20 protein-coding genes are annotated in these 24,312 nt (G+C 56.1%); 11 read left to right on the top strand and 9 right to left on the bottom strand.

The features are described from left to right. Window positions 1-37 precede the first annotated feature (37 nt). Window positions 38-1,462 (bottom strand): sigma-54-dependent transcriptional regulator, encoded by a 1,425-nt coding sequence (locus PSR62_RS16310; RefSeq protein WP_274404070.1) that lies wholly within the window; start codon window positions 1,460-1,462, stop codon window positions 38-40. Further along, on the bottom strand, window positions 1,459-2,691 hold the full coding sequence (locus PSR62_RS16315; RefSeq protein ID WP_274404071.1) for a two-component system sensor histidine kinase NtrB: 1,233 nt from the start codon (window positions 2,689-2,691) through the stop codon (window positions 1,459-1,461). Before PSR62_RS16315 ends, PSR62_RS16310 begins: the two co-directional genes overlap by 4 nt. A gap of 138 nt (window positions 2,692-2,829) precedes the next feature. Here PSR62_RS16315 and PSR62_RS16320 point away from each other — a divergent pair, with 138 nt between their 5' ends. Further along, the gene (locus PSR62_RS16320; protein ID WP_274404072.1) at window positions 2,830-3,330 is read left to right on the top strand and encodes a hypothetical protein; all 501 of its coding nucleotides are present in this window, start codon (window positions 2,830-2,832) and stop codon (window positions 3,328-3,330) included. Window positions 3,331-3,372: 42 nt separating this feature from the next. Continuing rightward, window positions 3,373-4,698, top strand: a complete 1,326-nt coding sequence (gene nhaA, locus PSR62_RS16325) for a Na+/H+ antiporter NhaA (protein ID WP_274404073.1) — start codon at window positions 3,373-3,375, stop codon at window positions 4,696-4,698. A gap of 148 nt (window positions 4,699-4,846) precedes the next feature. Here nhaA and PSR62_RS16330 read toward each other — a convergent pair whose 3' ends face one another. Then, the gene (locus tag PSR62_RS16330; protein WP_274404074.1) at window positions 4,847-5,029 is read right to left on the bottom strand and encodes a hypothetical protein; all 183 of its coding nucleotides are present in this window, start codon (window positions 5,027-5,029) and stop codon (window positions 4,847-4,849) included. 446 nt (window positions 5,030-5,475) lie between these two features. On the opposite strand from PSR62_RS16330, the gene PSR62_RS16335 reads away from it, so the two are divergent. Together PSR62_RS16335 and PSR62_RS16340 are read left to right on the top strand one after the other, a co-directional pair. Then, window positions 5,476-6,045 carry a c-type heme family protein gene (locus tag PSR62_RS16335; RefSeq protein WP_274404075.1) on the top strand — a complete coding sequence of 190 codons (570 nt, stop codon included), beginning with the start codon at window positions 5,476-5,478 and terminating at the stop codon, window positions 6,043-6,045. Between the two features lie 143 nt (window positions 6,046-6,188). After that, on the top strand, window positions 6,189-6,839 hold the full coding sequence (locus tag PSR62_RS16340; protein WP_274404076.1) for a c-type heme family protein: 651 nt from the start codon (window positions 6,189-6,191) through the stop codon (window positions 6,837-6,839). Window positions 6,840-6,936: 97 nt separating this feature from the next. Here the strand turns inward: PSR62_RS16340 and PSR62_RS16345 are convergent, their stop codons facing one another. Then, complete coding sequence (locus tag PSR62_RS16345) at window positions 6,937-7,359, bottom strand: hypothetical protein (protein WP_274404077.1); 423 nt, start codon at window positions 7,357-7,359, stop codon at window positions 6,937-6,939. A 218-nt stretch (window positions 7,360-7,577) separates the two neighbouring features. Continuing rightward, a complete protein-coding gene (locus tag PSR62_RS16350) occupies window positions 7,578-8,420 on the bottom strand; it encodes a transglutaminase-like domain-containing protein (protein WP_274404078.1) in 843 nt (280 codons plus the stop codon). Between the two features lie 357 nt (window positions 8,421-8,777). On the opposite strand from PSR62_RS16350, the gene PSR62_RS16355 reads away from it, so the two are divergent. After that, window positions 8,778-9,344, top strand: a complete 567-nt coding sequence (locus tag PSR62_RS16355; protein WP_274404080.1) for a carboxymuconolactone decarboxylase family protein — start codon at window positions 8,778-8,780, stop codon at window positions 9,342-9,344. A gap of 108 nt (window positions 9,345-9,452) precedes the next feature. Then, window positions 9,453-10,199, top strand: coding sequence for an SDR family oxidoreductase (locus PSR62_RS16360; protein WP_274404081.1), 747 nt, complete (start codon window positions 9,453-9,455; stop codon window positions 10,197-10,199). A gap of 89 nt (window positions 10,200-10,288) precedes the next feature. On the opposite strand, the gene PSR62_RS16365 is transcribed toward PSR62_RS16360, so the two are convergent. From PSR62_RS16365 to PSR62_RS16380, 4 genes are all read right to left on the bottom strand, one after another. Beyond that, window positions 10,289-12,649 (bottom strand): phytase, encoded by a 2,361-nt coding sequence (locus PSR62_RS16365; RefSeq protein ID WP_274404083.1) that lies wholly within the window; start codon window positions 12,647-12,649, stop codon window positions 10,289-10,291. A gap of 93 nt (window positions 12,650-12,742) precedes the next feature. After that, the gene (locus PSR62_RS16370) at window positions 12,743-14,320 is read right to left on the bottom strand and encodes an HTTM domain-containing protein (RefSeq protein ID WP_274404084.1); all 1,578 of its coding nucleotides are present in this window, start codon (window positions 14,318-14,320) and stop codon (window positions 12,743-12,745) included. Between the two features lie 164 nt (window positions 14,321-14,484). Continuing rightward, entirely contained in the window at window positions 14,485-14,970 is a 486-nt protein-coding gene (locus tag PSR62_RS16375; protein WP_274404085.1) for a hypothetical protein, read from the bottom strand. Between the two features lie 239 nt (window positions 14,971-15,209). Next, window positions 15,210-16,262 carry a DUF1559 family PulG-like putative transporter gene (locus PSR62_RS16380; RefSeq protein WP_274404086.1) on the bottom strand — a complete coding sequence of 351 codons (1,053 nt, stop codon included), beginning with the start codon at window positions 16,260-16,262 and terminating at the stop codon, window positions 15,210-15,212. Between the two features lie 831 nt (window positions 16,263-17,093). Here PSR62_RS16380 and PSR62_RS16385 point away from each other — a divergent pair. The 5 genes from PSR62_RS16385 to PSR62_RS16405 all read left to right on the top strand — a co-directional run bounded on the left by PSR62_RS16385 (window position 17,094) and on the right by PSR62_RS16405 (window position 24,296). Beyond that, entirely contained in the window at window positions 17,094-18,383 is a 1,290-nt protein-coding gene (locus tag PSR62_RS16385) for a 3-keto-disaccharide hydrolase (protein ID WP_274404087.1), read from the top strand. A 130-nt stretch (window positions 18,384-18,513) separates the two neighbouring features. Further along, complete coding sequence (locus PSR62_RS16390) at window positions 18,514-19,263, top strand: rhamnogalacturonan acetylesterase (RefSeq protein WP_274404088.1); 750 nt, start codon at window positions 18,514-18,516, stop codon at window positions 19,261-19,263. Continuing rightward, window positions 19,260-21,272, top strand: coding sequence for a lactonase family protein (locus PSR62_RS16395; protein ID WP_274404089.1), 2,013 nt, complete (start codon window positions 19,260-19,262; stop codon window positions 21,270-21,272). Before PSR62_RS16390 ends, PSR62_RS16395 begins: the two co-directional genes overlap by 4 nt. Before the next feature lie 385 nt (window positions 21,273-21,657). Then, window positions 21,658-21,861: a cold-shock protein gene (locus tag PSR62_RS16400; protein ID WP_047814414.1), complete on the top strand. Its 204-nt coding sequence runs from the start codon at window positions 21,658-21,660 to the stop codon at window positions 21,859-21,861. A gap of 515 nt (window positions 21,862-22,376) precedes the next feature. Then, the gene (locus tag PSR62_RS16405) at window positions 22,377-24,296 is read left to right on the top strand and encodes an OPT family oligopeptide transporter (protein WP_274404090.1); all 1,920 of its coding nucleotides are present in this window, start codon (window positions 22,377-22,379) and stop codon (window positions 24,294-24,296) included. The last annotated feature ends 16 nt before the right edge of the window (window positions 24,297-24,312 follow it).

The raw sequence follows: 24,312 nt of genomic DNA on the forward strand, positions 1-24,312 counted from the left end.
GAAGAAAGACTGCCATGCAGGGGCGTCTTGTTGCGATTCATCGCCGGTAATCATTGGCGTCGATGTGGTGGCGTTTCAGCAATTTGTTCATGCCTTGCCGAGACAATCCCGCTTGGCGAGCGGCACTCGCAATGACGCCGTGGTGTTTGTCCAAGATTTTGATCAGGTAAGTTCGATCGGCGGTGTCGAGGGCCTCGTCGCGGGAGACTTCCGTGAGATCCTGGATCCCCGGCAGTGGATCGTTGATCGCTTCGCGGACGGGTTGTGGAAGATCGCTGGGTTCGATCACTGGGCCGGTCGCCAGTGCGACCGATCGTTCCAAGACGTTCCGGAGTTCCCGGATGTTTCCTGGCCACTGATACCTGCGAAAACACTCCAGAGTCTCGGGGGCGAATGAATGCTGGAACTGACCGGCGGGGAAGTGCTTTTTCAGAAAGGCTTCGGCGAGCAAGATCACATCCTCCCCACGCTGGCGAAGAGGCGGAAGCTCGATATGGACCACCGCCAAACGATAATACAGATCATGACGAAAGCGTTCCGCTTTGACCTCGTCTTGCAGATCTCGGTTGGTTGCGCAAACAAATCGCGTGTCGACCCGGATGGATTGACTGTCGCCAACGGGCGTGAAGGTCTGCTCTTGAATCACTCGCAGCAGTTTCGCTTGCGAAGACAGTGGCAATTCACCCAGTTCATCGATGAAGGCGGTCCCCCCGTCACAGGCTCGCAGCAGTCCGGCTTGGTCCTGCACAGCACCAGTGAACGAGCCTTTGATGTGACCAAACAGAGCGGACTCGAACAGCGACTCAGGAATCGATGTGCAATCGATGACCTGCATCGCCTTCTCACGGCGGTGGCTTTGATGATGAATTGCATTGGCGATGACTTCTTTGCCGGTCCCACTCTCGCCGGTGATCAGGACGTTGGTGTCGCTGGGAGCCACCCGCTCGACAATCTCCAGGACCTCTCGCATTTGCGGGCTGGCACCGATGATGCCATGGGCTGGCGTCGTCGTGGATGCGGGTTTGGGATTCGCCGCCCGTTTCAAGGTGGGCGCGGAACTGGCGGGCGGAACCGCTTTGCTCTGTCCTGCATGCGACAGGGCCCGCTGGACTGCGGTGAGCAACTCCTCCAGTTTGACGGGTTTGAGCAAGTAGTCGGTGACACCGAGTCGCACGCTTTCAATGGCGGAGGGCAATGACGGTGCCCCAGTGACCACAATCAGCGGAACATGCTTGTGTTTGGTACGACCTTCCTTCAAGAGTTCCAGCTTGAGATTCCCGGGCATGTTCAAGTCCGAGAGAATGAGATCGAAGTCATGTTCGTTCAAGACCGAGATTGCATCGCTGGCGTCTTCGACACACACGCATTCGTACCCCTCTTCTCGCAAGAATTCAGCGGTGGTTTCTCGGTACAGCGGTTCATCGTCCGCAATCAAAATGCGTTGGGTGGATTCGACGTTCAATTCTCTTCAACCTCCGTGTGCAGGCAACGTGGCAACATGACGCAAAACTGGGTGCCTTCTCCCGAATGACTGGTCACTTCGATTGTGCCTTGCATCGCTTCGACCAGTCCTCGGGTAACGGACAGGCCCAGCCCCATGCCTTGTCCCACCGTGGTTGTCTTGGTGCTGAAGAACGGATCAAAGATCGAGTCGATGATATCAGCGTCAATGCCGGAGCCCTTGTCAATGACTTTGACAACCAGACGTTCATCGATCTGAAACACCTCCACGCGAACCGTCTGTCCGGGAGCAGACGCTTGGATCGCATTGTGGATCAGGTTCAGCAAGATCTGCTTCAGTTCACCCTCTCGAAGTTGGACGAGATCGGGGCCGAGAGTCTCGGTCGGTTCCAACCGATTGCAGTCCAGCACCACCGCGACGTTGTACTTCCGAGACATCGGCAACGAAAGCGAGAGCAAGTCCTCAAGACAGCGATGAATGTTGAAGACGACCGCTTTCTGCTGCGTGGGACAATACAACTGAAACATCTGATGTGTGATCCCTCGAATCCTCTCGATTTCTTTGTCGATCAAATCGAGTTTGTCGTAGTGCTTGACTCGGCGAGGAAGGTGGCGTTTCAGCAGAGCAAACGCGTTGCGAATCCCGGCCAGAGGGTTGTTGATTTCGTGAGCGACGCCAGCAGCCAATTCCCCTAATGCGGCCAGCTTTTCCATGTTCAAACGATGTTGTTCGAGCTGAGCGATTTTGGCCGTTCGGGCTTCGACGATTTGTTCCAATCGCTCGTTCTGCAAGCGAAGTTGCTCTCTCATTCGCCGTCGTTCGGTGACATCACGAACACTGGCTCGAAATCCGAGCGAGGCACCGTCGCGATTGATCATGGGCTGCCAGGAAACCGCCATCCAGAGCGTCGCCCCATCCTTGTGCAAAACCCGAAATTCGATGTTGTTCCCGGTCGAGCCTTGGGCAGCCTCCTGCCATTGAAGCGACATCCGTTCACGGTCTTCCGGCACGATCAACGGCAGCGGGTAATCGCTCATCCTCAGACATTCTTCCGGCGTGTAGCCGGTGTATCGTTGCACCGCCCGATTGACCCACAGAATCTGGCCGGTTGACGACAGCCAACTCTCCCAATCGACCGTGCTCTCAGCGATCGCACGAAAGAACTCCGGTGGGATTGGCTGGCCCAGACTTGGCAGGGAATCGGTTGGCTGATTGCGTTGGAACGTCATCCTGCCATCTTACTGGAACGAGGGGGCTCGGCGGTTGCCAACGCGTCGACCAGGACGCGCTGAAACACATCACAAAGAATCCAAACACAGCGACCGTCAACCTGCGTTGGCGCCCCTGCAACCCGCGCTGACGCCAGATTGAATCTGAAACCAGGCGTCCTCTTCATCTTTGCAATCTTTGCCCCAACCAAAGGGGGCGAAATGGAGGGTGTCGCCAGCAAACGGATCACAACAGGGACGCGACTGGCAACGAAAGGGTTCGACACCCCCGAAAAACAAAAGGAACATCGGCACCGCACCTGCACTGCTTTTGCATTCACGCTTCGAGTTCCGCTGTTGGAGGACGAAACCATGTTGGAAGAGCTCATCACCCCAGCCGCTTTCAAACGGATGGATGTGGCATCCCGACTCAAGACAGGCACTCGCAAATCCGAGCGAGAGGAGTTGAGTTCCAAGTCGCCGTCCCGTAGGGTGAATCCTCGGAAAGTGACGGAAGCGGATGAGAGGAGATACGTGCTCGGAGTGGTGTGCAGCATGCTGCTCGTGCTTCTCGTTCCAGCTCTCGTCGCGATGGTTTACTTGATTGTTTCGCCCAGTGCATTCACGACCTCCATGGTGGTGCCATCGCTGCTTCCCTGACCTTTTTTATGACTCGAACGAGAGACAACGACCACAGCCTTTATGAACCATCTTGAACCCCGACTCCCGCTGCCGATTCAACCCATCGACAGATGGCTTCGTCCGTTTGCTCGTTTCCTCCACATTGAAGCTACCAGCGGCGTCGTGCTGGTTCTTTGCACCGCGGTTGCTCTCGCGGCTGCCAATTCGCGATGGGCGGACGCCTACCTTGCGATCTGGCAAACGGAGCTGACGCTTGCCGTGGGAGGCGTGGTGTTCAGCCACTCGCTTCATCATGTGATCAATGATGGATTGATGGCGATCTTCTTCTTCGTGATTGGGTTGGAGGTCAAGCGTGAATTGGCGCACGGCACGCTTTCAGATATCAGGCAGGCCACCTTGCCGATTGCTGCGGCCATCGGGGGCATGATTGTTCCCGCCGGGTTGTATCTGTCGATGCAATACGGACAACCTGGAATGCAGGGTTGGGGAATTCCAATGGCGACCGATATCGCGTTCGTCGTTGGTTGCCTCGCGATTCTGGGGTCACGTGTTCCCCACAGTCTTCGCGTCTTGCTGCTGTCACTGGCGATTGTCGATGACATTGGTGCGATCTTGGTGATCGCGATTGGATACACCGAATCACTTGATTGGCGTTTCTTGATCTTGGCCGCCTGCGCCATTGCTCTCGTTCACTTCCTCGCGAGAGTGGGCGTGCGTCGTTTTCCACCCTATGTCGCAGTGGGAATCCTCGCCTGGATCGCACTGCATGAATCCGGGGTGCATGCGACTTTGATTGGTGTGATTCTGGGATTGATGACTCCGGCTACGCCAACACTCGTTCCCGAACGTTTTCGCGAATATTTGCACGAAAAGGAAAACGAGTTTCAACCACAGCATTGGGCCCAACGCTCCCATCGAGTGGAGGTGGTGCGAGAGGTTCAGCAACTGACGCGGGAAACGGTTTCACCCCTGGAATATCTCGAGATGACGCTGCACCCTTGGTCGGCCTATCTCATCATGCCGGTGTTCGCGCTCGCGAATGCGGGTGTGCTGATTGAGCCTGCCAATGTCACCGATTCCGTTGCCGTCGCGGTTGTGATCGGCTTGGTCGTCGGCAAACCGGTCGGCATCGTCTTGTTCAGTTGGTTGGTGATCCGCGCTGGAATGGCTCGGTTGCCCAATGGACTGAACTGGCCCGTGCTCGTCTCCGGCAGTTTTCTCGCAGGGATCGGATTCACCATGGCGCTGTTCATCGACGGCTTGGCATTCGGAGCGGATGGTCTGGACACCGCGAAAACCGGCGTCCTGTTGGGCTCCGCGGTCAGTGCGATCGTTGGGATCGGTTTGCTACTTTGGACGTTGCCAAAGTCCAACCCAACGCCCTGACACTTCTCGGTCTTGAGAAGGCGTTCCGCTTCGCAGAAGTCAACCTCCTCCGAAGCCTCGATCCAGGTGGGGCTCGATCCCGAAAGCGTCCGGTGATCGGAGGCATCTGACGAGCAGACGCCTCCCACGAGAAGCAGTCGATGGGCAGTTACGAACTCAGGGAACGCAGTAGGATTGCGACCAGGAAAAGCAGAAGCAGAACGGTTTGGCCGAAGAATGCCGTGCTCGTGAATCGAAGATCCTCTTGCGATTCCTGCTCTTGTGCCAACGCCGTTTCGAGGTGGGGGTTTTTCATCAACATGGTCCAAGTTCCCATTAGAAGAGAAGTCATTGCATCATCCTTGGTTTGAGAGACAAGAATGCAAGCAAAGTGCCAGCGGCCCTGACGCGGCCTTGAAAAGCGATGAATGACGCCGTTTTACCGGGGAAATCAGCTGCTCAGGTGTTTGAGGGAGACCCCCTGCACGTCAACGCAGGGTTCCTCGTGTCGCCCAGGGAGGACGCTTCTGGGGGGCGTTGCCGTCCATCGCCTTCTCAAGATTCTCCGTTTGAACGACCAGGGCTGGCAACGAATCTGCTTGACACAACCATCCAAATGAATTGCAATTGCCCTAAACATGCACCAGCGGTGCATGTTTCTGTGTTCGAGAAGACTCCCGCCTCGGCAAGTGTGCCTGGATGGGTTGGTTGATGAGTGTTCTCGTGGTTTGTGTGTGTCCACCGGTTCGTCGTCGGCTGGTGAGCGACGTTTCAGATTCATTGATTGGGAAAATTGGAATGAATGTCTGTCTGACTAAGTTTTCGTTGCTGGCAGGGGTGCTTGGCTTGGTGTTGAGCTCGCCGGTTTTGGAAAGCCAAGCTGTCGTTGCGGACGACGCCGTCGCTCAACCGGAAAACGCTGGCGATGCTCCTAGCGAGGCCGCGATCGAACGGACGCGGCAAAAGGTCAAAATGCTGGACAACATTTTCAAGCAAACGATCGTGTTGATCACCGACAAGTATGTGCATGGCGACGACGATTTCGCCGCCGGCAGTGCCGCCGTGCTGTTGTTCAAGAACATCTCGGAATCGGGCAAGGACCAAGTCCGGCTGATCGATGCGACGGGAGATCCCTATGAAGCGGAAAACGTCGCGCGGGATGCCTTTGAAAAGAAGGGTGTCACGGCTCTGAAAAGCGGCAAAGCGAATCACGAACTGGTGGTCCAAAACGAAAAGGGGGCCTACTTGCGAGTCCTCACACCTGTGCCCGTGGTGATGGAAAAGTGCATCATGTGCCACGCGCACTACGCCGACGTTCCGAAGGGCGATCCAATCGGAGCAATCAGTTACACGGTGCCAATCCAATAGGGACTCGGGGACTGAATGTTCCTGTCGTGCGTCGGCCTGCTGTCTTTCGCTCTGACTGGCGGGAGGAGCAGGCACACGGTTGCAAATTGGACGCGGACAAAACCGATCGCGGCTTTGCGAGACTTTCCTGCCAAACGAATTGGATGAAACGAATGCCCTTGCGACTCTCCGGGATCAGCTTCCTTTTGGTCGCCTGCCTTTCCACGCACGCACTTGCTCAGTCCGTAACTTCGGCAGCCCTGGCAGCGCCCGACACCACTGTCGCTGAGGTGACACAAGGGCAGGATCGAACCGGTCGCAGCATCGACGAAGTCCCTGTCCTGACCGTTGACGAGGCGCGGGCGCGAGCCATGATTCTTCATGAAACGCTGCATGGCTCATTGCAGGTCATGCATCGTGACTTTTTTCGGGAAGACGAAGGTTTGAGCATCCCTTCGAGGTCGCTCGAAGACGTGTTCGCGGAATTGGAACGAACCTACGGGCTTGAGCTCCGCTGGATTGCCGTCGACCTGAAGGCAATGAACATCGACAACGAACCGGAATCAAGATTCGAGAAGGAAGCCGTCGGTGTGCTGCGTTCGGGGAAGAAGACGCATGAATCGGCTGACGACGACATGTACCGGTTTGCGGGCAAGATTCGGCTGTCGGCCACCTGTCTGAGTTGCCATGCATCCAGAAGGTCCAACAACGACGATCGCGCCGCTGGATTGGTGATTTCGATTCCACTGAATCGTTCCGCTCGCGGTCATGTTCCCGCGGTGACGCCCGCAGGTGGCGTTTTAAACGAGCGGTAGTCGCTCGACCTCCCGCCGCTCGCGTCCATCGGGATTCACCCGATGGATCCAAATGGATGGAACCGCGAATGCCGCGAGGGTTCTTTCCGAATTCGGTTCATCCACTCGCCGGGGCGGAAGCACGCGGTTCAACGCTGCGGACGTCGTATAGAAGCGATTCACGGTCCAAGTGCAGTTGATGCGAGACTGGCACCGTGTCGCTGCTACTTTGGATGGATGCCAGGATCGATTGGAAGGTGGCTGCCAGGCATTCTTCCTGCGTCGGGGAATCTGCATCAAGCATAACCAGTTGTCGACGCCCGCTGCCTTCTTCCACTTGGTTCTGCAAGTATCCCTTCACCAACGGGTAGGGAGTCACAGGGTCGGAACACGCCTTTTGAAATGCGTCGTAGTGTTCCTTGCTTGAGAACCCAAAGACGACTTGCGTCTCAGCGTCCTGATTGGCTGGGACCGTGTTCGGTCCAATTGGAAGACCATCCGCCTTCAATACAAACCGAGGTGTTTTGGAGAAACCGTCCATCGTTTTCGCCTCCTTGGGCGAGCAACAGGCCCGATGCGTTGTGCCACGACGGAAGATGACCGGCGAGGTCAAGACGCGGATTGAGAGAAGCAACTTTCACAAACCAGCCCGAAGGCAAGGTTTCAGGAAAGCGGAATCACGCGGACCAAAGGGGCAAGCTACCACGGACTGCGTTGAACGCAAACACGAACGATTGTGACGCGGCAGAAAGCCTGCGTTCAGGCGGAACTGACCCCGGTCTGAACATCGTCGGGACTGAGGCGTTCGTCCAAGGGATTCGTGTCGGTTGCCCACACTCCAATCTCTTTGCACTCGACCTCACCACGGATGGTTGCGAAGGCGACATCCGCCGCATCACGGCCGGTTCCGATCCGCACGAAACCACCGATGGGCGCCAGACGAGTCGCATCGAACAGGAACCACCGCCCGTCGAGGTAGGCTTCCATGAACCCGTGAAAGTCGGGTGGGTACAGATTGACGGCGTATCCCGAAACGTAGCGGGCCGGGATTCCCAACGCTCGACAGAGACTGATCGCGACATGGGCATAATCACGACACACGCCCGCCCGTTGAAGCAGGACGTCGCACGCAGTGGTGGACGAATTCGTGCTGCCGGGAACATAGGCGAGATGTTCGAACGTCCAGTTGCAGACCGCGGTGACTCGTGAATAGCCCGGGACCAAATGTCCGAACTCGCCGTTGGCAAAGCGGTACAGTTTGTCGGACTCACAATAGCGGCTTGGATTGAGATACGAGAGGATGTCGCCCGGCAGGTGCTCGTAGCTCGATTCGAGCACGTTGTTCGAGTCGACCGTTTCTGAATGGAGGTCCACGCTGGCTGAATATCGGATTTGCAAATCACCCGGAGGTGCGTTCAGGCGAACGACGCGGTTGCCCAACGGTCCGACTTCGCATTCTTCCACTGGCTGGAAAGGCAGGATTTCCAACGACTCGGCTCGGACCTGTTGATGCGAGTTTTGTGAAACGGCGCAGTTCAGCAGGAAGATCGAAGGTGACTTCACAACGTAGTTCAGTTGGCATCCGACGAGGATGGTGGTCATTGGTGATGCTTGGCAAAGTGGATGGCGTGCATGATTCCCCGCATCCTACGGTTGAAACAACTCGGGCGCAGGAAAATTCTGCCCCAGATCCCTTGCAATCCTCCAACAATCCAAGCTGGTGAGATTTGGCAAGGTTCCCCAACGTCCGCCGCTGGATCATTCGCTCGCTGAGGCGATGCACCGAAAGCCCAGGCACCTCTCGCCAGGGCTGCGTGCTTCGCCTTGGGATGGCGGTGTGACGCGGAAAACGGGCATTCATTGGAAACCGCAACGATCACGTTTGCACGCCCCGGGAGCCTGGCTCCTGGACTTCTCTTGATTGGTTTGCACCAGTCGTTCAAGACAATGGAAAACCCGATGACCGATTTCACCGTCCATACTCTGGAAACCTCCCCCGAAAACAGTCAACCGCAATTGGAAAGCAGCCAGAAGACGTATGGTTTCGTTCCCAACTTGCACGCGGTCATGGCAGAGTCACCAGCCTTGTTGGAAGCCTACCGAACGGTCGCCGACATTTTTGACAACAAAACCAACCTGACCGCGACAGAACAGCAAATCATCGCGATGACCAACAATCGATTGAACGGTTGCACGTACTGCATGGCCGCTCATACGTCGATCATGCAGTCGCACAAAGTCGCTGAGGACGTGATCGAATCGCTTCGGAACGGAACTCCAATTGCGGATCCCAAGCTGGAAACCCTGCGTGTGTTCGCCGAGAAGGTGAACCTTCAACGAGGGTGGGTGGAGGACACGGATATCGCGGATTTCCTCGCGGCAGGATACACGAAGCAAACGGTTTTCGACGTCATCGTTGGAACCGCGTACAAGGTGCTTTCCAATTACACCAATCACGTCGCACAAACCCCGGTCGACAAAGCGTTCGCGAAAAATGCCTGGAAGAGTGACTCCGAATCGGCGTGACCACGCATTTGAATCGGTTGAACTGCTGGTCTGCGTTCGTCACGAATCAGACCCGGACTCTTACAAAACTGCCCCTCAAACACTGCCCCTTACTCAAAGGACCGACGGATGACATTGGATACAAGCGGCAAGATCGTTTTGGTCACCGGAGCCAATCGTGGAATCGGAAAAGCAATCCTGCAGGAAGCTCTGCGACGCGGCGCTGCAAAAGTGTACGCGGCGGTGCGAAACACTGATTCCGCAGCCCCGTTGGTCGAAGAATATGGTGACCGCGTGGTCCCCGTTCACTTGGACCTAGAAGATCCAGCCTCCATCATTTCGGCGGCTGCAACCGCCCAGGACGTGCAAGTGGTCGTCAACAATGCGGGCGTTCTGAAAGTCGAGAACGCACTTTCAGAGAACAGCATCGAGGCGTTGCAGTACGAGATGAACGTGAACGTTTACGGGTTGATGCGAGTCGCTCAAGCGTTCGCTCCGGTGTTGAAAGCCAACGGGGGTGGCGCACTGGTTCAGCTCAACAGCGTTGCGTCGGTGAAGACGTTTGCCGATCTCGCGACGTACTGTGCGTCGAAATCCGCAAGCTACACAATCACCCAGGCCCTGCGTGATTCCCTTCGCGACCAGGGAACACAGGTGGTCAGTGTCCATCCAGGGCCAATCGAAACGGAGATGAGCCACGGAGCTGGCTTTGAGAACGCGGCTTCGCCAACGTTGGTCGCGACCGCCATTTTTGATGCCCTTTCCGAAGGACGCTTCCACGCTTGGCCCGATCCAATGGCCCAGCAAATCGGTGAAGCCTATCAAAGTTTCGCGGAGAACGTCGTGGAAGCGGACATGCAGGAAACGGCGAGCTGAGCGAGTCCTCAAAAATGTTTGCTTGACCATCCGCGGATGCGACATCGTCGACATCCGCGTTGCTGAATGGCGTTTGCATTGCTGACGGATCAGCGTGTTCCCAACACGTTCATGATGCGAGGCAGCGGCGTGATCAAGATCGGGCAACTCTCTTCGTGATTGGAATGACACGCGAAGAAGCCCTGAGGAAACTGAGGGCCAAATGAATCGGTGACCACCTCGATGCCATCGGTCTGTTCCGCATTCTCGATTGAGAACCGATACGTGCTGCTGCCACCCACCATCGGAAGAACGTGGAAGGTGTTGGATCCTTGATCGGAAACGGTCAGATAGCGAATTTGATTGTCGTCGTGGCTCAATGCCAGACCTTCCAAATCGCCTTGAATTCCGTTGTCACCGACCTGCAGAATCAACGTGCCCTTTGGCTGGCCCGTCGGCTCTGCCTCAAATCGCCAGACCCCTTCCGTTTCGGTGGCGACATAGACCAAGCCCAGCTGGTCATCAGCGACGGCTCCTTCCGACATGCCGACATCCAAGTGACGGACCTTTTTACCGGTATAAAAACCGTTCACGGTTTCACTGAGTTCAATCTGTTCACAACCACTTTCTTTCGAAGTTGTGAAGAAGTAGAGACGGTCATCGACCGCAGAACGGTAGAGGCAACCACCGTAGTTGGGGCCTGTTGCGATGCCACCATGGTCGATCGAATTTAATTCTCGTGTCTCGCGATCGACGCGGTAGAGGCGAAGTTTGAAACCGTCTTCGCGTTGGTTGACGGCCACCAAGTCAATTTGCTCGCCTTGGAAGGGGACGTCATATCGCAAATCGATGTTCCCCGGTTTGGACACCTCGATCGATTGCGTCAGGTTTCCCTCCAGGTCGTAAACAAACAGACGGTTGGCCGACTTGTCGGAGGCAATGATCACGCTGCGATCAGGAGACTGCTTGTCTCTCCAAACACACAAATCGTCCTGATCCTTCGCTTCTGGGTTGGTCAACCGCAGGCTCGAGGTGACGACCGGGACCTGTCTGGCGTCGCGTTTGACTGGTTCCGCTTCCGCAACATCGGCTTCCGGCCGCACGCGTTCGGGCGTGTCGGGTACGTTTTCGACTAACTGGTTCGGTTTCCCATCCCGCTTCGTCAACGTGAATCCATCATAAGGACGTCCAACGGCAGTGCGAGCCACGTAGCGAAGTTCATCGCCGTCGACCGTGATGATTTGATAGAGCTGCGTGTCTTCGGCAACGCGTTCCATGTAAGGTTCGCGTCCGAGTTCATACATTTTCGGACCGCTGACGGAAACGACATACACGGTTCCTGCAATCTCGCTTTGAGCACGCATCCCAGACGGCACGTTCTTCTCGCTGCCGTGAGCCATCAAACCCGTTCGCGCGTAGGTGTGGTCGTGGCCGTTGAGAACCAAGTCAACTTTGTACTTGTCAAAAATTGGTTGCCAGAGACCCCGAAGTTCACTGTTGTCACGGCCTCGTTTGGAGGAATAGATAGGGTGATGGAATGTGATCACGGTCCAGTTCTGCGGGTTGTCTTGCAACACCTTCTCCAACCAGACCGCTTGGCTTTCGACCTCATTGTTGGAATCCAGGCCGATGAACCGCACCCCTTGGTAGTCCATCCAGTACACGGATTCGCGAGAGCTTTCCGGACCGTTGCTCGGGAACTCAAACACTCGCTCCCAGTGATTGGTCAGACGACGAGTCACCTCGCCTGTTTCTTCATTGGCGATCTTGGACTGCTCGTGGTTGCCAGGAACAGCCACACACGGTGTGCTGCGGGGGATGAACCCCTGAGCGTAGAACCATTCGCCCCATTCAGCGTCGCTGTCGGCTCGGTTGACCAAGTCACCCGCATGCAACAGAAAAGCTGCACGTGGTGCATCGGAGTAAGCCTGACGCACCAGACGTGACCAGTGCGACTTGAGATCGTTTTGGGCGTCGCCGACATAGACGAAACTGAACGGATCGGCTTGGTCACTGGCGGTGATGAAGTGAGCCCATTCGCTCCAGTTGACACCATCGCCAACACGGTACACGTACTTTGTGTTGGGAACCAAACCACTCAGCGTGACGCTGTGATATTTCGCGACGCCCAAGTCCGTTTCCAGGGTTTCGAACTTCGCAGCCATTTCTTGCGTGTGATTCACAAACAGCGGTCCGTCCTCAGCCGTTGCGTATTCCACAATCGCCGTTTCAACCGACGTGTCGGTTCGCCAGGTAACCGACTGCGTCGTCGTCGGATCCTCCGCCCAAGTCAGGACAATCCGATCTGGTACGGCCGTGGGAGCATACGTGATCCCAGCAGGGACCTTGACCGGAGTCTCATGAGTGTGATCCTCATCATCGTGAGCCCAGGTGGCCGGACCAACCAGGGTGCAAGCAGCGTTCAAGGTGAAAGCAAGCAACGCAATGCCGCATCTCTTCCAATAGGTCATTCTTTTTCCTTCAAAAACGTCACGGGGAATGGGAGGTGGGGCGATCATTCGTTTGATCGAGAGCAAAAAGGGTGGGCGTCCAAATCACGAATTTCAATTTCCAGCGACGGAATCAACACGCTGAGAGACTGCAATCGCAGCCGAACGATCAGGGGCCTCTGCACCTGCATTGGGAACAGGGCGTCGTGGGATTCTCAATGCCATCATCTGGGGCGGCAGCTCCAAATCCAGGTGGCTTTCCCATTGTTCCAGCGGGTATTGCCACGCCAGATGGCGATAGGGCTCGTGTAGTTCGACGATCCACTTGGGATACCGCAAGTCACGAGGCTCCTTCGTCAAGTCCACCGCCGGGTCGATGATGGGCTGTGGTTTTCTGCCGTTGAGGGCAACCAAGGCGAGAGCCCGAAGCTCAACGTTGGGGTGCCCCTTCGTTGCCAGGTCCTCCGCAATGAAGAGGCACAACTGATGGATCATCCGCGGGTCTCGGCCGACCACAGCGAGCTGACGCTGGGTCATGTACGGTCGCAAATCGATGACACCCGATCGCCCCGTGTCAGGGTCTGTCGCATACACACGGACTCCGCTGACTTTCGCGCGAAGCAACATGTGCCAGGAAAAGTGGTGCGAGTACTCCGACCAACTAGGGTTGCCAGGAAACACGAACACTCGCAATGGCACCAAGGTTTGCACCGCGATCCACATGAGCACGCAGCTCACAACCAACCGTTGCCGCCACGAGTGTCGGGAAATGAAGTTGTCTTCCGCGAACGCGGGTACAGTTCCCCATCCCAGACGGTGCAGGATCTGTCTCGGCCAGCCTGGATCAAAGTAAACCGTGGTCGCAGCGATCATCAGCCATGGAAAGATTCCAATGTTCCACAGATTGTGATTGCTGATGTGAAAGGCACAGGTCAGGAAGAATCCCAACATCCGCGTCTTGCGGAACAACAACAGCGGAACGATCGAAAGGTCGAACAGAAGGCCTCCCCAGCAGACAAACTGCACCAGCACCTCTTGATCCAACGGAAATCGCGAGATCCAGGGGTGATCGGTCATGTACGACAGCGTGGTTCGCATCGGTTGACCACGCAACCAATCCGCATTGAGCTTCGCAATCCCACCGAAAAAGTAGGGGACGCCGATTTGGAAACGCAACAACCACAGGCACCACGCCGGTGCGGTGTCACTGCGTTGACTTGGATTTCGCCACGCATCGACTGAGAACGCTCTTCCAGCCGGAAAGAACGGCATCATCCAACTAAGAAGTGTGCAGAGGTAGTAGTGGTTCAGGTAGTACGCCTTGTCGATCAAGAACCAGTACACCATTCCCACAGCGAAAAGGGTTGAAACCACTCGGTACCACAGTCCCATGGCGATGCAAATTGCCAGTCCCGCGAACGCGATGTACAGAAGCGACATTCCGTCGACAGCCACCCCGCCAATCGCAACGCTGAGGTCGATCGGTTTCACCCAATCAAAACCGTAATACGTGAAGTGGTATGCCGGAAGCGTGTAGTTGTTGTAAGGGATGCCGTTGCGAACGCCGCTGATTGCCCACCAGCACATCACAACGCCAAAAGCGATGCGAAAAACCACCAGGAAGTCGATGGGGACAGTTTGCAACAGCCGGTTGCTGATTCGGTTGAATGCCGAACCTGTTTCTTGTGTCATGAAGGATCAGTTGATATTTCTGAGAAAGACTTCGATGGACACGCCCGCTGCTCTCACAACGGAACGTGGCCATACGGAATACCGGTTGATGCCAGCCGAAAGGCACTGCCATTCACCTCGAGCGATGAATTCGGGGGTTCCAAAAGGCGACATCATTTCAATGACTATTCGTCATCATCGTCGTCGTCTTCATCCGCTTCGAGTTGTTCCGCTCGAGCGTCTTGTCGGGTCTTCTTTGGCAGTTCAATCTCAATTGTGTTTTCAGGACCACTGGTGACTTCCACCTCCATGACCATCCGGTCAGCGTTCATGGCACAGTCACAACCTGGACCGCTGCCCTTGCCAACTTTGACGATGTGGGTGCCAACGACCGCGCCATCACCCGTGCCATAGGTTGAGACGGTGAACTGCCCCTGTGAGTCGATCACTCCAAGACCAACTTTGCCAACAACAGCGGAGTCTCCGACTTGCTTGGGCTGGAAGTAGACCACACCTCCACCGACGATCTCGCCATTGCATTTGACAACCCCCGTCACGGGTGAAACAGCGAACTCGTCGTCGCTGCAGCCAGTCAAAAGTATCGTCGCAGAGCAGAGTCCAAGCAGCAGCGCTCGATTCAAAAGGATGTTGGGGAGAGAGAAGAATGTCATTGGGATTGATTCGCGGGTGTTTGGAAATGAATGTGTTTTCAGGTGCGCGGACTGGTTGCGTCCGCGTCACCGACAGGGTTTTGGACGAAAGTTGCAATTATCCCTCGCAAAGGACGTCGGGTCGTGGAAGTAGCGGGCGAGGATCGCGATGAACCGCAGACTGCTGGGCGAGGTCGCGGAGGGCTCGAGGCGCTCCGCGACTTCACGCTTGGTTCAGGCGGTGCTGGTGTGCCAGAGATTCAGAACTCTCCGACGATTGCACCGTCGTTCATTCCAGCCAGAGCTTGGTAGGTCTCCATCGAGATGCTTTCCGTGATGAAACGCACCGACCCATCCGCGAAGTTGAACTGGGCGCCACCCTGGTGGAAGCTGAAGGCGCAGTCGTCGTCAATCGCGTTGTACATCTTCCCAACCGAAGTGAATGCATTGATAGGAGAAGAGGTACGAGCGGTGAATCGGGTCGATTCGTCCGTGCGTGGCATGCCGATCCAAACCGGCCAATCCTCGAGTGAAGTGGGGCTTTCGCCGACCATGGCTGGCTTGCTGACCCCGGACGCTCGCACATAGGTCGATTCGCCAACCGCGATGGTGTTCGACAATCCGTCGATCACATCACGAAACAAGCGTGGTTCCCCTTCGGCTCGCTTGACAAACAAACCGTTGTCGCCCAAGTGGTTTCCAGCGCAACCTTTGTAGCTGGTCGTGGCCAATCCCGTCGTCTGATTGGCATTGAACATCGGATTCACATCGAGAGTGCCGACACCAAAATCCCCCGATCCGTAGATGCTCCATTTGAGAGGTGCATTCCGAGGCATGGCAGACGATGGGCACAAATAGGTTCCAACCGGTGTCGTTGCAGCTTCCCAACGCCGTTGAATTCGCTCCGTCGGAGATCCGCCCTCCACTTCTCGAATCAAGCTTTCGAGCGGGCGTCCCGTGATTCCATCGTTGACTTCCCAATAGCCCGACGGATCGACTTGCTCGTACAACGCACTTTGTTCGATGTACGGAAGCAGGAAGCAAAGAAAGCCATAACCATCGTCGTCTTTCGTTCCGCCGTAGCCCGAATCATCCACATAGGTCAGACCGGCTGGGGGCAACACCTTGAAGGTGGATTCGTAGTTGTGCAGAGCCAAACCGATCTGTTTCAGATTGTTTTGGCACTGCATGCGTCGGGCTGCTTCGCGTGCTGACTGAACAGCGGGCAAAAGCAATCCCACAAGAACGCCGATGATGGCGATCACCACCAGCAACTCAACCAGGGTAAACGCCATTCTTGTTGGCTGTTTCATCGTCTCATTTCCATCATTGGAGGGCATGTCGTCAGGCAACCGCCTAACCACGTTTCAGAACTGCGTTGATTGGATTCGTTCCAAACTGAGAGGACCGAATTGGAATCGAGACAAAGAATGCGACCCCATGGATTGGCTCGTCCCTTTGCCTGATTCACGCCTTCAACAAGATCCACCGGATCTCGCTTCTTGCGGCGGGAGTGTTGCAAATGAATGTGAATTTGCGGGAGCGTCTGAAGCGAACATTCGATGAAGAAGAGTCGCTTCCCGCTTGCTTGCACCAACCATCCAGCACGTCACCCATGCGAAGTCGCTAAGCAGGTCGGCAGGAATGATCAAGCACAACCATGTGAGCCGTTTGGGCGTTCGCCCCGGTTGTGCGTGAAAACCGTGGCTAATGCCAACGGCTCACATACCCGATGACACATGCGTACCTGCTTAACGCACAGAAGCTGGGGGATTTGCGAGGCGTCATTGCGTGTTGAATTGGGGATCGACGCGAAGTTGTGAACTTGCGAGAACATGAAAACCCGACGCGTCAGCGAGGGGCGAGTCGGAACATGTCTTCCTCGCTTACGCGTCGGGTTTTCAGTTGCGCAGCGGATTCAGGTGAACGACTCCATCACGTGGCGGCGAAGCCTCCGTCGGGGCTGGCATTTCACCCGATGACTTCTGCTCGCTTGCATCGGCTTGTGGCAACTTTGAAACAGGTTTCCGTGGATGGCAGTTTGCGAAGCGATCCTTGTGTAGAATGCCTTCCGCCGCAACTTTCGCGGTCCCGCCACGTCGAATCACCTTCCGACAAACAAGAGAAACTCAAGAATGACAACAATGAGAAAGCACGTTGCCGTCGCCATCCTGACTGGACTTTGGGCTTCGATTGCCCTGACTGCCTCGGCGGCAGATGTCGAAGAGGGATTCGTTTCCCTGTTCAATGGCAAAGACCTGAGTGGTTGGGTGAAACGCGGCGGTTCCGCGAAATACCACGTCGAAGACGGGGCAATCGTGGGCGAGTGCGTTCCCAACACCCCCGGCAACACATTCATGTGTTCCGAACAGGAATTTGGCGACTTCGTCCTGAAGCTGCAGTACAAGTTCCTGGAAGCCGGGAATTCAGGCGTTCAGTTTCGTTCGGCTGCTCGACAAGAAGGCGAAGGTGAACGAGTCTTTGGCTATCAATCCGAAATGCGCCCCGGTGGCGACATGACCGGCCGCATCTACGACGAAGGTCGTCGCGGGCACAAACACGGCATCATTTGGTTGGACGCCTACACGCCGCAGGATCGTCTTGACGCCGCTCAGGCAGGCTGCCGCGAAGGGGAATGGAACGAGTTGGAAATCCAATGCGTCGGCCCCTCCATCAAAACTTGGCTGAACGGCAATCTGGTCGTTGATATGTTCGACAGCTTTTCCATGAAGGGGTTTCTGGGCCTGCAAATTCACGCCGGCAAATCAGGCTCGGTGGCTTGGAAGAACATTCGGATCAAGGATTTGGGTGAGAGCAAGTGGAAGTCCTTTTTCGTCAAAGGTGAGAGCGGCGAATACCAACTCGAAGACGCCAAGTTTGTCCTTCCGGAAGAATGGTCATTCACCGAAGAAGGCGTTTTGCACGGTGTGCACTCCAAGAATCAGGGGAAAGACGGGCTGGTCATTTCCAATGACAATTACGACAACTTCATCGCCCGGGTGACGTATCGCATGCAAGGTGGCAACAGTGCGTTGTACTTTCGTGCGGAGGAAACCAGTGCCCCGTGGGTGCTGCGTGGTTTCCAAAACGAAATCGCAAACAATGGCAAGGACTCCGCGCTCTGGCATACCGCCGGCATCATCGACGGAAAAAAGATCCCCGGTCGTGGATGGATCGTCACCAACGATGAGTTCGTCGAGAAGGTTCGCAACAAAGACGACCAGTGGAACACGACCTGCACCGCAGCCTACGGAGACCGATTGGTCCAAACACTCAACGGATTTTGCACCTCGGACATCATCGATGAAGAGTGCGAGAAAACCGGCAAGCTCGGATTGCAAATGCACGGCGGCACAGACTGCGAAATGTTCTTCAAGGACTTCGAAGTCATGCCAATCACAGCTGAGATGCAACTGCTGATCGACCGGGAGTGAAGTCCGGCACAAAACTGACGCAGCGGGCGCGAACTGAAAGGTTCGCTGCCAGCCGTCAGGGATCTCCCCTTGCATCCCTCTAACCCACTGACTGGAAAGGAACCTCATCATCTCAACTGTCACCAGCGGATTGAAATCCCAAACCCCGAGCCCATTCGCGCTGCCAGGCTGCATCGCCCTGCTTGTGTTGCTGCTCGCCAACGTGGCGTCTGCGGAAGACGAACCAGCCTCGTCGAACCAATCGATCACAATCGCATTGATTGGCGACTCGACCGTCGAAGACTATTCGGGGTGGGGTGTGCCTTTTCGCAAACGGTTCCAAGACAACGTCCAGGTTCTGAATTTTGCGAAAGGCGGGGCAAGTTCGAAGAGCTGGTACAACGGCAAACGCATGCCCGCGGTGTTGGAGGCTAAACCTGATTACGTCCTGATTCAGTTCGGGCACAACGATCAACCGGGTAAAGGCCCGGAGCGAGAGACCGATCCCGACACGACTTATCGCGAGAATCTGAAGCGTTACGTCGCGGAGGTGAAATCAGTGGGCGCTCACCCCATCCTTGTCAGTTCCGTGACGAGGCGCCGGTTCGACCAAGACGGCAAGATTCGCACGACGCTGACCCCGTGGGCGGACGCCACCAAACAAGTGGCTGCGGAGCTGAAGGTGCCGTTCATAGACCTGCATCGGCGGAGCATTGAACTCCATGACCGAATCGGTCCCGCCGCCAGCATGGAGTTCAACTTCAAGGAAGGCGACCTGACCCATTTCAACGAGCAGGGGGGCGCCGTCATGGCTGATCTTGTCATCACCGAACTGCAAACCGCGGTGCCCAACCTGACACGCTTCCTCAGAAAACCGCCTCACTCTGCTGAAACTCCATGATTCACCTGTTCAAAGCAGCGGAACGATTCCGCCAACGGAAGTTCCAACTGTTTCCGGTGTGTTTGGGAGTGGCCGTCGTCTTCAGCGGAACGCTGCAGGCCCAAAGCTCACCAGCCAAACCTCGCGAAACTCGGCCGTTGATGGCTTATGTGGGCACTTTCAGTTCTCCACTGGGCGATGTGCCGCCGACTCAAGTGGATCTGCCCGACGGCAATGGACGTGGGATTCATCTCTTTGAAGTCGATCGAGAAAGCGGTGCGTTAGCAGCGGCTGGCACGTTCGATCTCGGATCGAGCCCCGATTGCTTGGTGATCAATGACGCGCGCGACCGTCTGTACTCCAGCAACGAGACAGATCAATTTGGCGAGTCGAAACAGGGCTCGGTGAGTGCCTTTGCGATCGATCCCGTCGACGGCCAGCTCAGCTTGCTGAACACCGTCGCGTCCGAAGGCGACGGTCCCACGTATGTCAGCATTCATCCTTCGGGCCGGTTCCTGTTTGTCGCAAACTACTTCAGTGGTTCCGTTGCCGTGCTACCGATCCTGCCAGATGGGCGATTGGGAAACGCAACCGACGTCAAACAGGACGCTGGCGAAATTGGGCCGACCAAGGCGACTCATGCGCCACCGGGCAGCTTCGCGTTCAGTGGTCATGATGGAACACACGCGCACATGATCCAGTCCGATCCGTCAGGACGTTATGTGTTGCATGTGAACTTGGGCTTGGACAAGATTTTCAGTTGGAAGTTCGACGCGACCTCCGGAAAGTTGACGCCCAATGAACCGGCCAGCGTGTCACTGCCACCGGGAGATGGGCCGCGACACTTTGATTTTCATCCCAATGGTCGTTGGCTGTATTCCATCCAAGAAGAAGGCTCGACCGTCGTGTTGTTCGACTACCATTCGGCGAAGGGGCAGCTGAACTCACGTCAGACCGTTTCGTCCTTGCCAGCAGGCTTTGCCGGCAGCAATTTCTGCTCCGAGATTTTGGTTTCCCAGGACGGCAGATTCGTTTACGCCGGCAATCGATTGCACGACAGCGTGGGCATCTTTGCGATTGAATCCGACGGAACGCTGCGTCAGGTGGCCAATGAATGGACTCGCGGGAACTACCCACGCAGTTTCAACTTCGATCCGAGCGGAAGCTTTCTGTACGTTTGCAATCAACGGGCGGACAACGTCACTGTGTTTCGAATCGACCGTGAATCAGGTTTGCTGAAGTTCACCGGTCATTACGCTCCGGTCGGCAATCCATCCAGCATCACGTTCGTCGACCTCGCCGCCTCGGACGACTCGGTTCAAACACTGCGTCGTGTCAACGCACCGGAGGCACACCAGGCGGTCGCGGTGGACGCAGCCTCCTTTTTCGCGATCTCGAATCGCACGATCGCGCAGTACGACAAGCAAACCGCGAAGCGACGTGCCGTTTGGAAAGCACCTGAAAACTCAGGCATCCAGCATCTTAACAGCGGAGTCGTTCTCGACGGACGCTTGCACTGTGCAAATTCCAATTGGCCCGCGAAACCACTCAAGAACACGATTGAAATCTTGGATGCTGGCAACCTAGAGCACTTGGAATCGAAACCTTTTTCCGAAGCTGAGGGAGCCATCAACTGGATGGATCGCCATCAGGGAGCGTGGTGGATCGGATTTGCCTTCTATGGCGAGGCAGAGGTTCGACGCACCAAACTCGTTCGTTACGACGACAATTGGAACGAGACCGGTGAGTGGACGTTTCCTGAATCAGTGATTCAGCGTTTTTTGCCCAACAGCAATTCAGGCGGTGCGTTTGGTCCGAACGGGCAGTTGTACGTGACAGGACATGACCACGCCGAACTGTATGTCCTCGACGTTCCGGACGACGGCGATGAACTCCAGCATGTCGCTACCGTTTCCGTGCCGATTGCTGGACAGGGAATTGCCTGGGATCAGGATCAACCCGGCACATTGCTGGGAATCGTGCGAGCGCGCCGCGAAGTCGTCTTCCTGCGTTTCGCTCCACCGAGATGAACCGCAGGCCGTTCCTCGCCCCGCAACCGTCTCCTCCATTGGTAAGAACCGCTCAGAATCAGCGTCTCAGGTCCGATCGGACGTGTGCTTTCATCAAACGCCGGTGTTTTTTCTGAGGCGTCAGTCGATGCATCCGTTTCGGGGCAGGGAGCCGCCAGAACCGGCCTCAGACGTTGGTCTCGCTGCGAAAACGGCAGTTCACCCAACCTCGCCAGACTGCCTTTCCCGCAACCTTTTGTGAGAAATTCCAATGAATTGACGAAACGATCCCCCTTTATGCACAACAGCAAGGGAACTTCTGATACATTGCGTGCGGCAGTCGACAAGCTAAGACAACTTCGTCTCCGGCATCGGCTGCCAAGAACTCTTTTGAATTGAATGAACAATGGCTGAAGGTACGATTAAACGGCTCACCGACAAAGGCTTCGGATTTATTGACGTTGGAAGCTCGAAGGACCTGTTTTTTCACTCGTCGAGTGTTGAAGGCGGAAACTTTGATGATCTCCGCGAAGGACAACAAGTGACGTTCAACGAAGCACGCGGCGAAAAAGGCCCCTGTGCAGAGAACGTTCAAGTCCTCGACAACTGAGCTTTCGGCTCAGAGCCCTGTTCTTTCGCGGACGTGAACAACGTCCAGTGTTGAAGACAGGATGAAATGCAAATTGCAATGAACGGCATCCGGTTTTATAAGCCGGCTTGCCGATCCGCGTTGTCGGATGTTCGCCCGTTGATTGGCTAGAAACGCCAAGTTGGGCTTGAGCCATCTCTTCTCGACAACTTGCCCCGGAACCTCTCTTGAGACGTTTCCTGTGCCCTCTGGATGCCTGCTGGCCCACCTCAAAGCTTTGCAAGGTCCCAGCGGCCCCCTTTTTGCGTAGAATGCCCCCTGATTTCGTCTTCAGGGCAGACCCGTCAGGGTGCCCAGGCAGGAAGTCAACGCTCACAAGCCTTGTGCGAGCCCCCATTACGTCAACGCTGAAGTTTCAGCAGCCCAGCGTTCACCCTGGTTGCACATGGGAACCGGCGCCAACGCCCAACGGTTCAACGGCCGAATGACTCTTGCTTCCCTGCTTCATTCCCATCCATCTGCCTTCGAGTTGACGTATGCCCGACAATCTTTCTGAAAAGTTCGCCGACTCGCCATCGAAATCAACGGCCGAGATCACTGTTCGCGTCGTTGTGTTGGGCTTGATCCTGTCCGTTGTGATGGGCGCCGCCAATGTCTACGTGGGTCTGAAAGCGGGGATGACTGTTTCGGCATCGATCCCCGCCGCAGTCATGGCGATGCTCTTGTTTCGATTGTTCTTCAAGAACTCGACGACCCTGGAAGCGAACCAGGTCCAAACCTGTGCTTCGGCTGGCGAGTCTTTGGCGGCTGGGATCATTTTTACGATGCCGGCCATGATTCTGATCGGGTACTGGACGGAATTCGACTACTGGACCGTGACGCTGGTGGCCTTCACCGGTGGTCTGTTGGGAATCCTGTTCATGATTCCGATGCGGAAAGTGTTCGTGGTCGACAACGAGGAATTGAAGTATCCCGAGGGGGTGGCCTGTGCCGCGGTGCTCCGGGCTGGAGAAGCTGGCGAAGAAGACGAGGCTGGAAAAAGGCTGCTCATCGGTGGCGTGCTGGGTGGATTGGTAAAGGTCTTCGGAGGTTTTCTGGGACTCATTCACGGAAGCCTGGAAACGGCAGGCATTGCGGGGTCCAGAATCTTCTATTTCGGCGGCGACCTTTCCCCCATGTTGATCGCCGTTGGATTCATCGTTCGACTGAATGTGGCCATTTTAATTTTCATCGGTGGCGCGATGGCTTGGCTGATTGGCATTCCGCTGTTGGGCGGTGGGTTGATTGGCGAAGGCGTCGATGGAGCAGTCGATCAAGCGTACGGCATCTGGAGTGGTCAGGTGCGTTATGTGGGCGTGGGGGCCATGGTCGTCGGTGGTTTCAGCGCGCTGATCGCAGTGCGGCACGGACTGGTGGCGGCCATTGCCCACCTGTGGAACGGCATGACTGCTGAACGAGATCTGACGCAAGCGGACACGGAACGCGACATTCCTTCCTGGGCGATTTTGACGCTGGGTATGCTCTGTGTCGGGTTGCTGGCAATGATGAATTACTGGTTCACCAACGACGTGGCGATCACGGTGCTGTCCACGATTGTGATGCTGGTCATGGGGTTCTTCTTCACGGCGGTTGCCAGTTTCATCGTTGGTTTGGTTGGCAATTCCAACAGCCCTGTTTCCGGAATGACCATCACGGCGGTGCTCGTCGCGGGTGGGCTGTTGTACTTAGCCAACTACACGGGCATGGATGGCATGGTCGCGACACTTGGCATTGCGGCGATCGTATGTTGTGTCGCCTGCACCAGCGGCGATGTGTGCAATGATCTCAAAACAGGCTCACTGGTGGGTGCCTCTCCTTTTCGACAGCAGATGATGCAGATCGCCGGGGTGACCGTGGCGGCATTCGTCATGGCACCCGTCTTGACCTTGCTTCACGAACACGGGGGCGGAATCGGAAGCAAGGAACTCTCGGCACCACAAGCTGGATTGTTCGCAAGCCTTGCCAAAGGCTTTGCTGGCGAAGGAGAACTGCCGTGGAAGCTGATCGGAATCGGTGCCGGATTGGGAGTCGCAATCCTTTTGATTGACGAAGCCTTGAAACGCAGTGGAGCAAAATTTCGAGCTCACTTGATGCCCATCGCGGTCGGCATGTACTTGCCCTTCGGATTGGCGACGCCGATTTTGATCGGGGGCTTGATCGCCCACTTCTACTCCAAAGACAAACCGGTCGAAGAGCACGACACGGTACTGCATCGCGGAGTCTTGTTTTCGTCGGGAGTCATCGCGGGCGAGGCGCTCACCGCGGTCGGAATCGCGGGGTTGGCGGCGTTCGGAATTCAATCGCTGCAGCTCGGACTGTCAGCTGGATTGGTGACGGGGCTCTCCTGCCTGGCCGCGGGATTGACCGTGATTGTCTTTGTTGTCATGGCGAAACCCTTTTCGCAGACCAAACCATAGCGTTTACGGGTAACCC

Origin of the sequence: Rhodopirellula sp. P2 (assembly GCF_028768465.1) — a bacterium.
Lineage (GTDB): Bacteria > Planctomycetota > Planctomycetia > Pirellulales > Pirellulaceae > Rhodopirellula.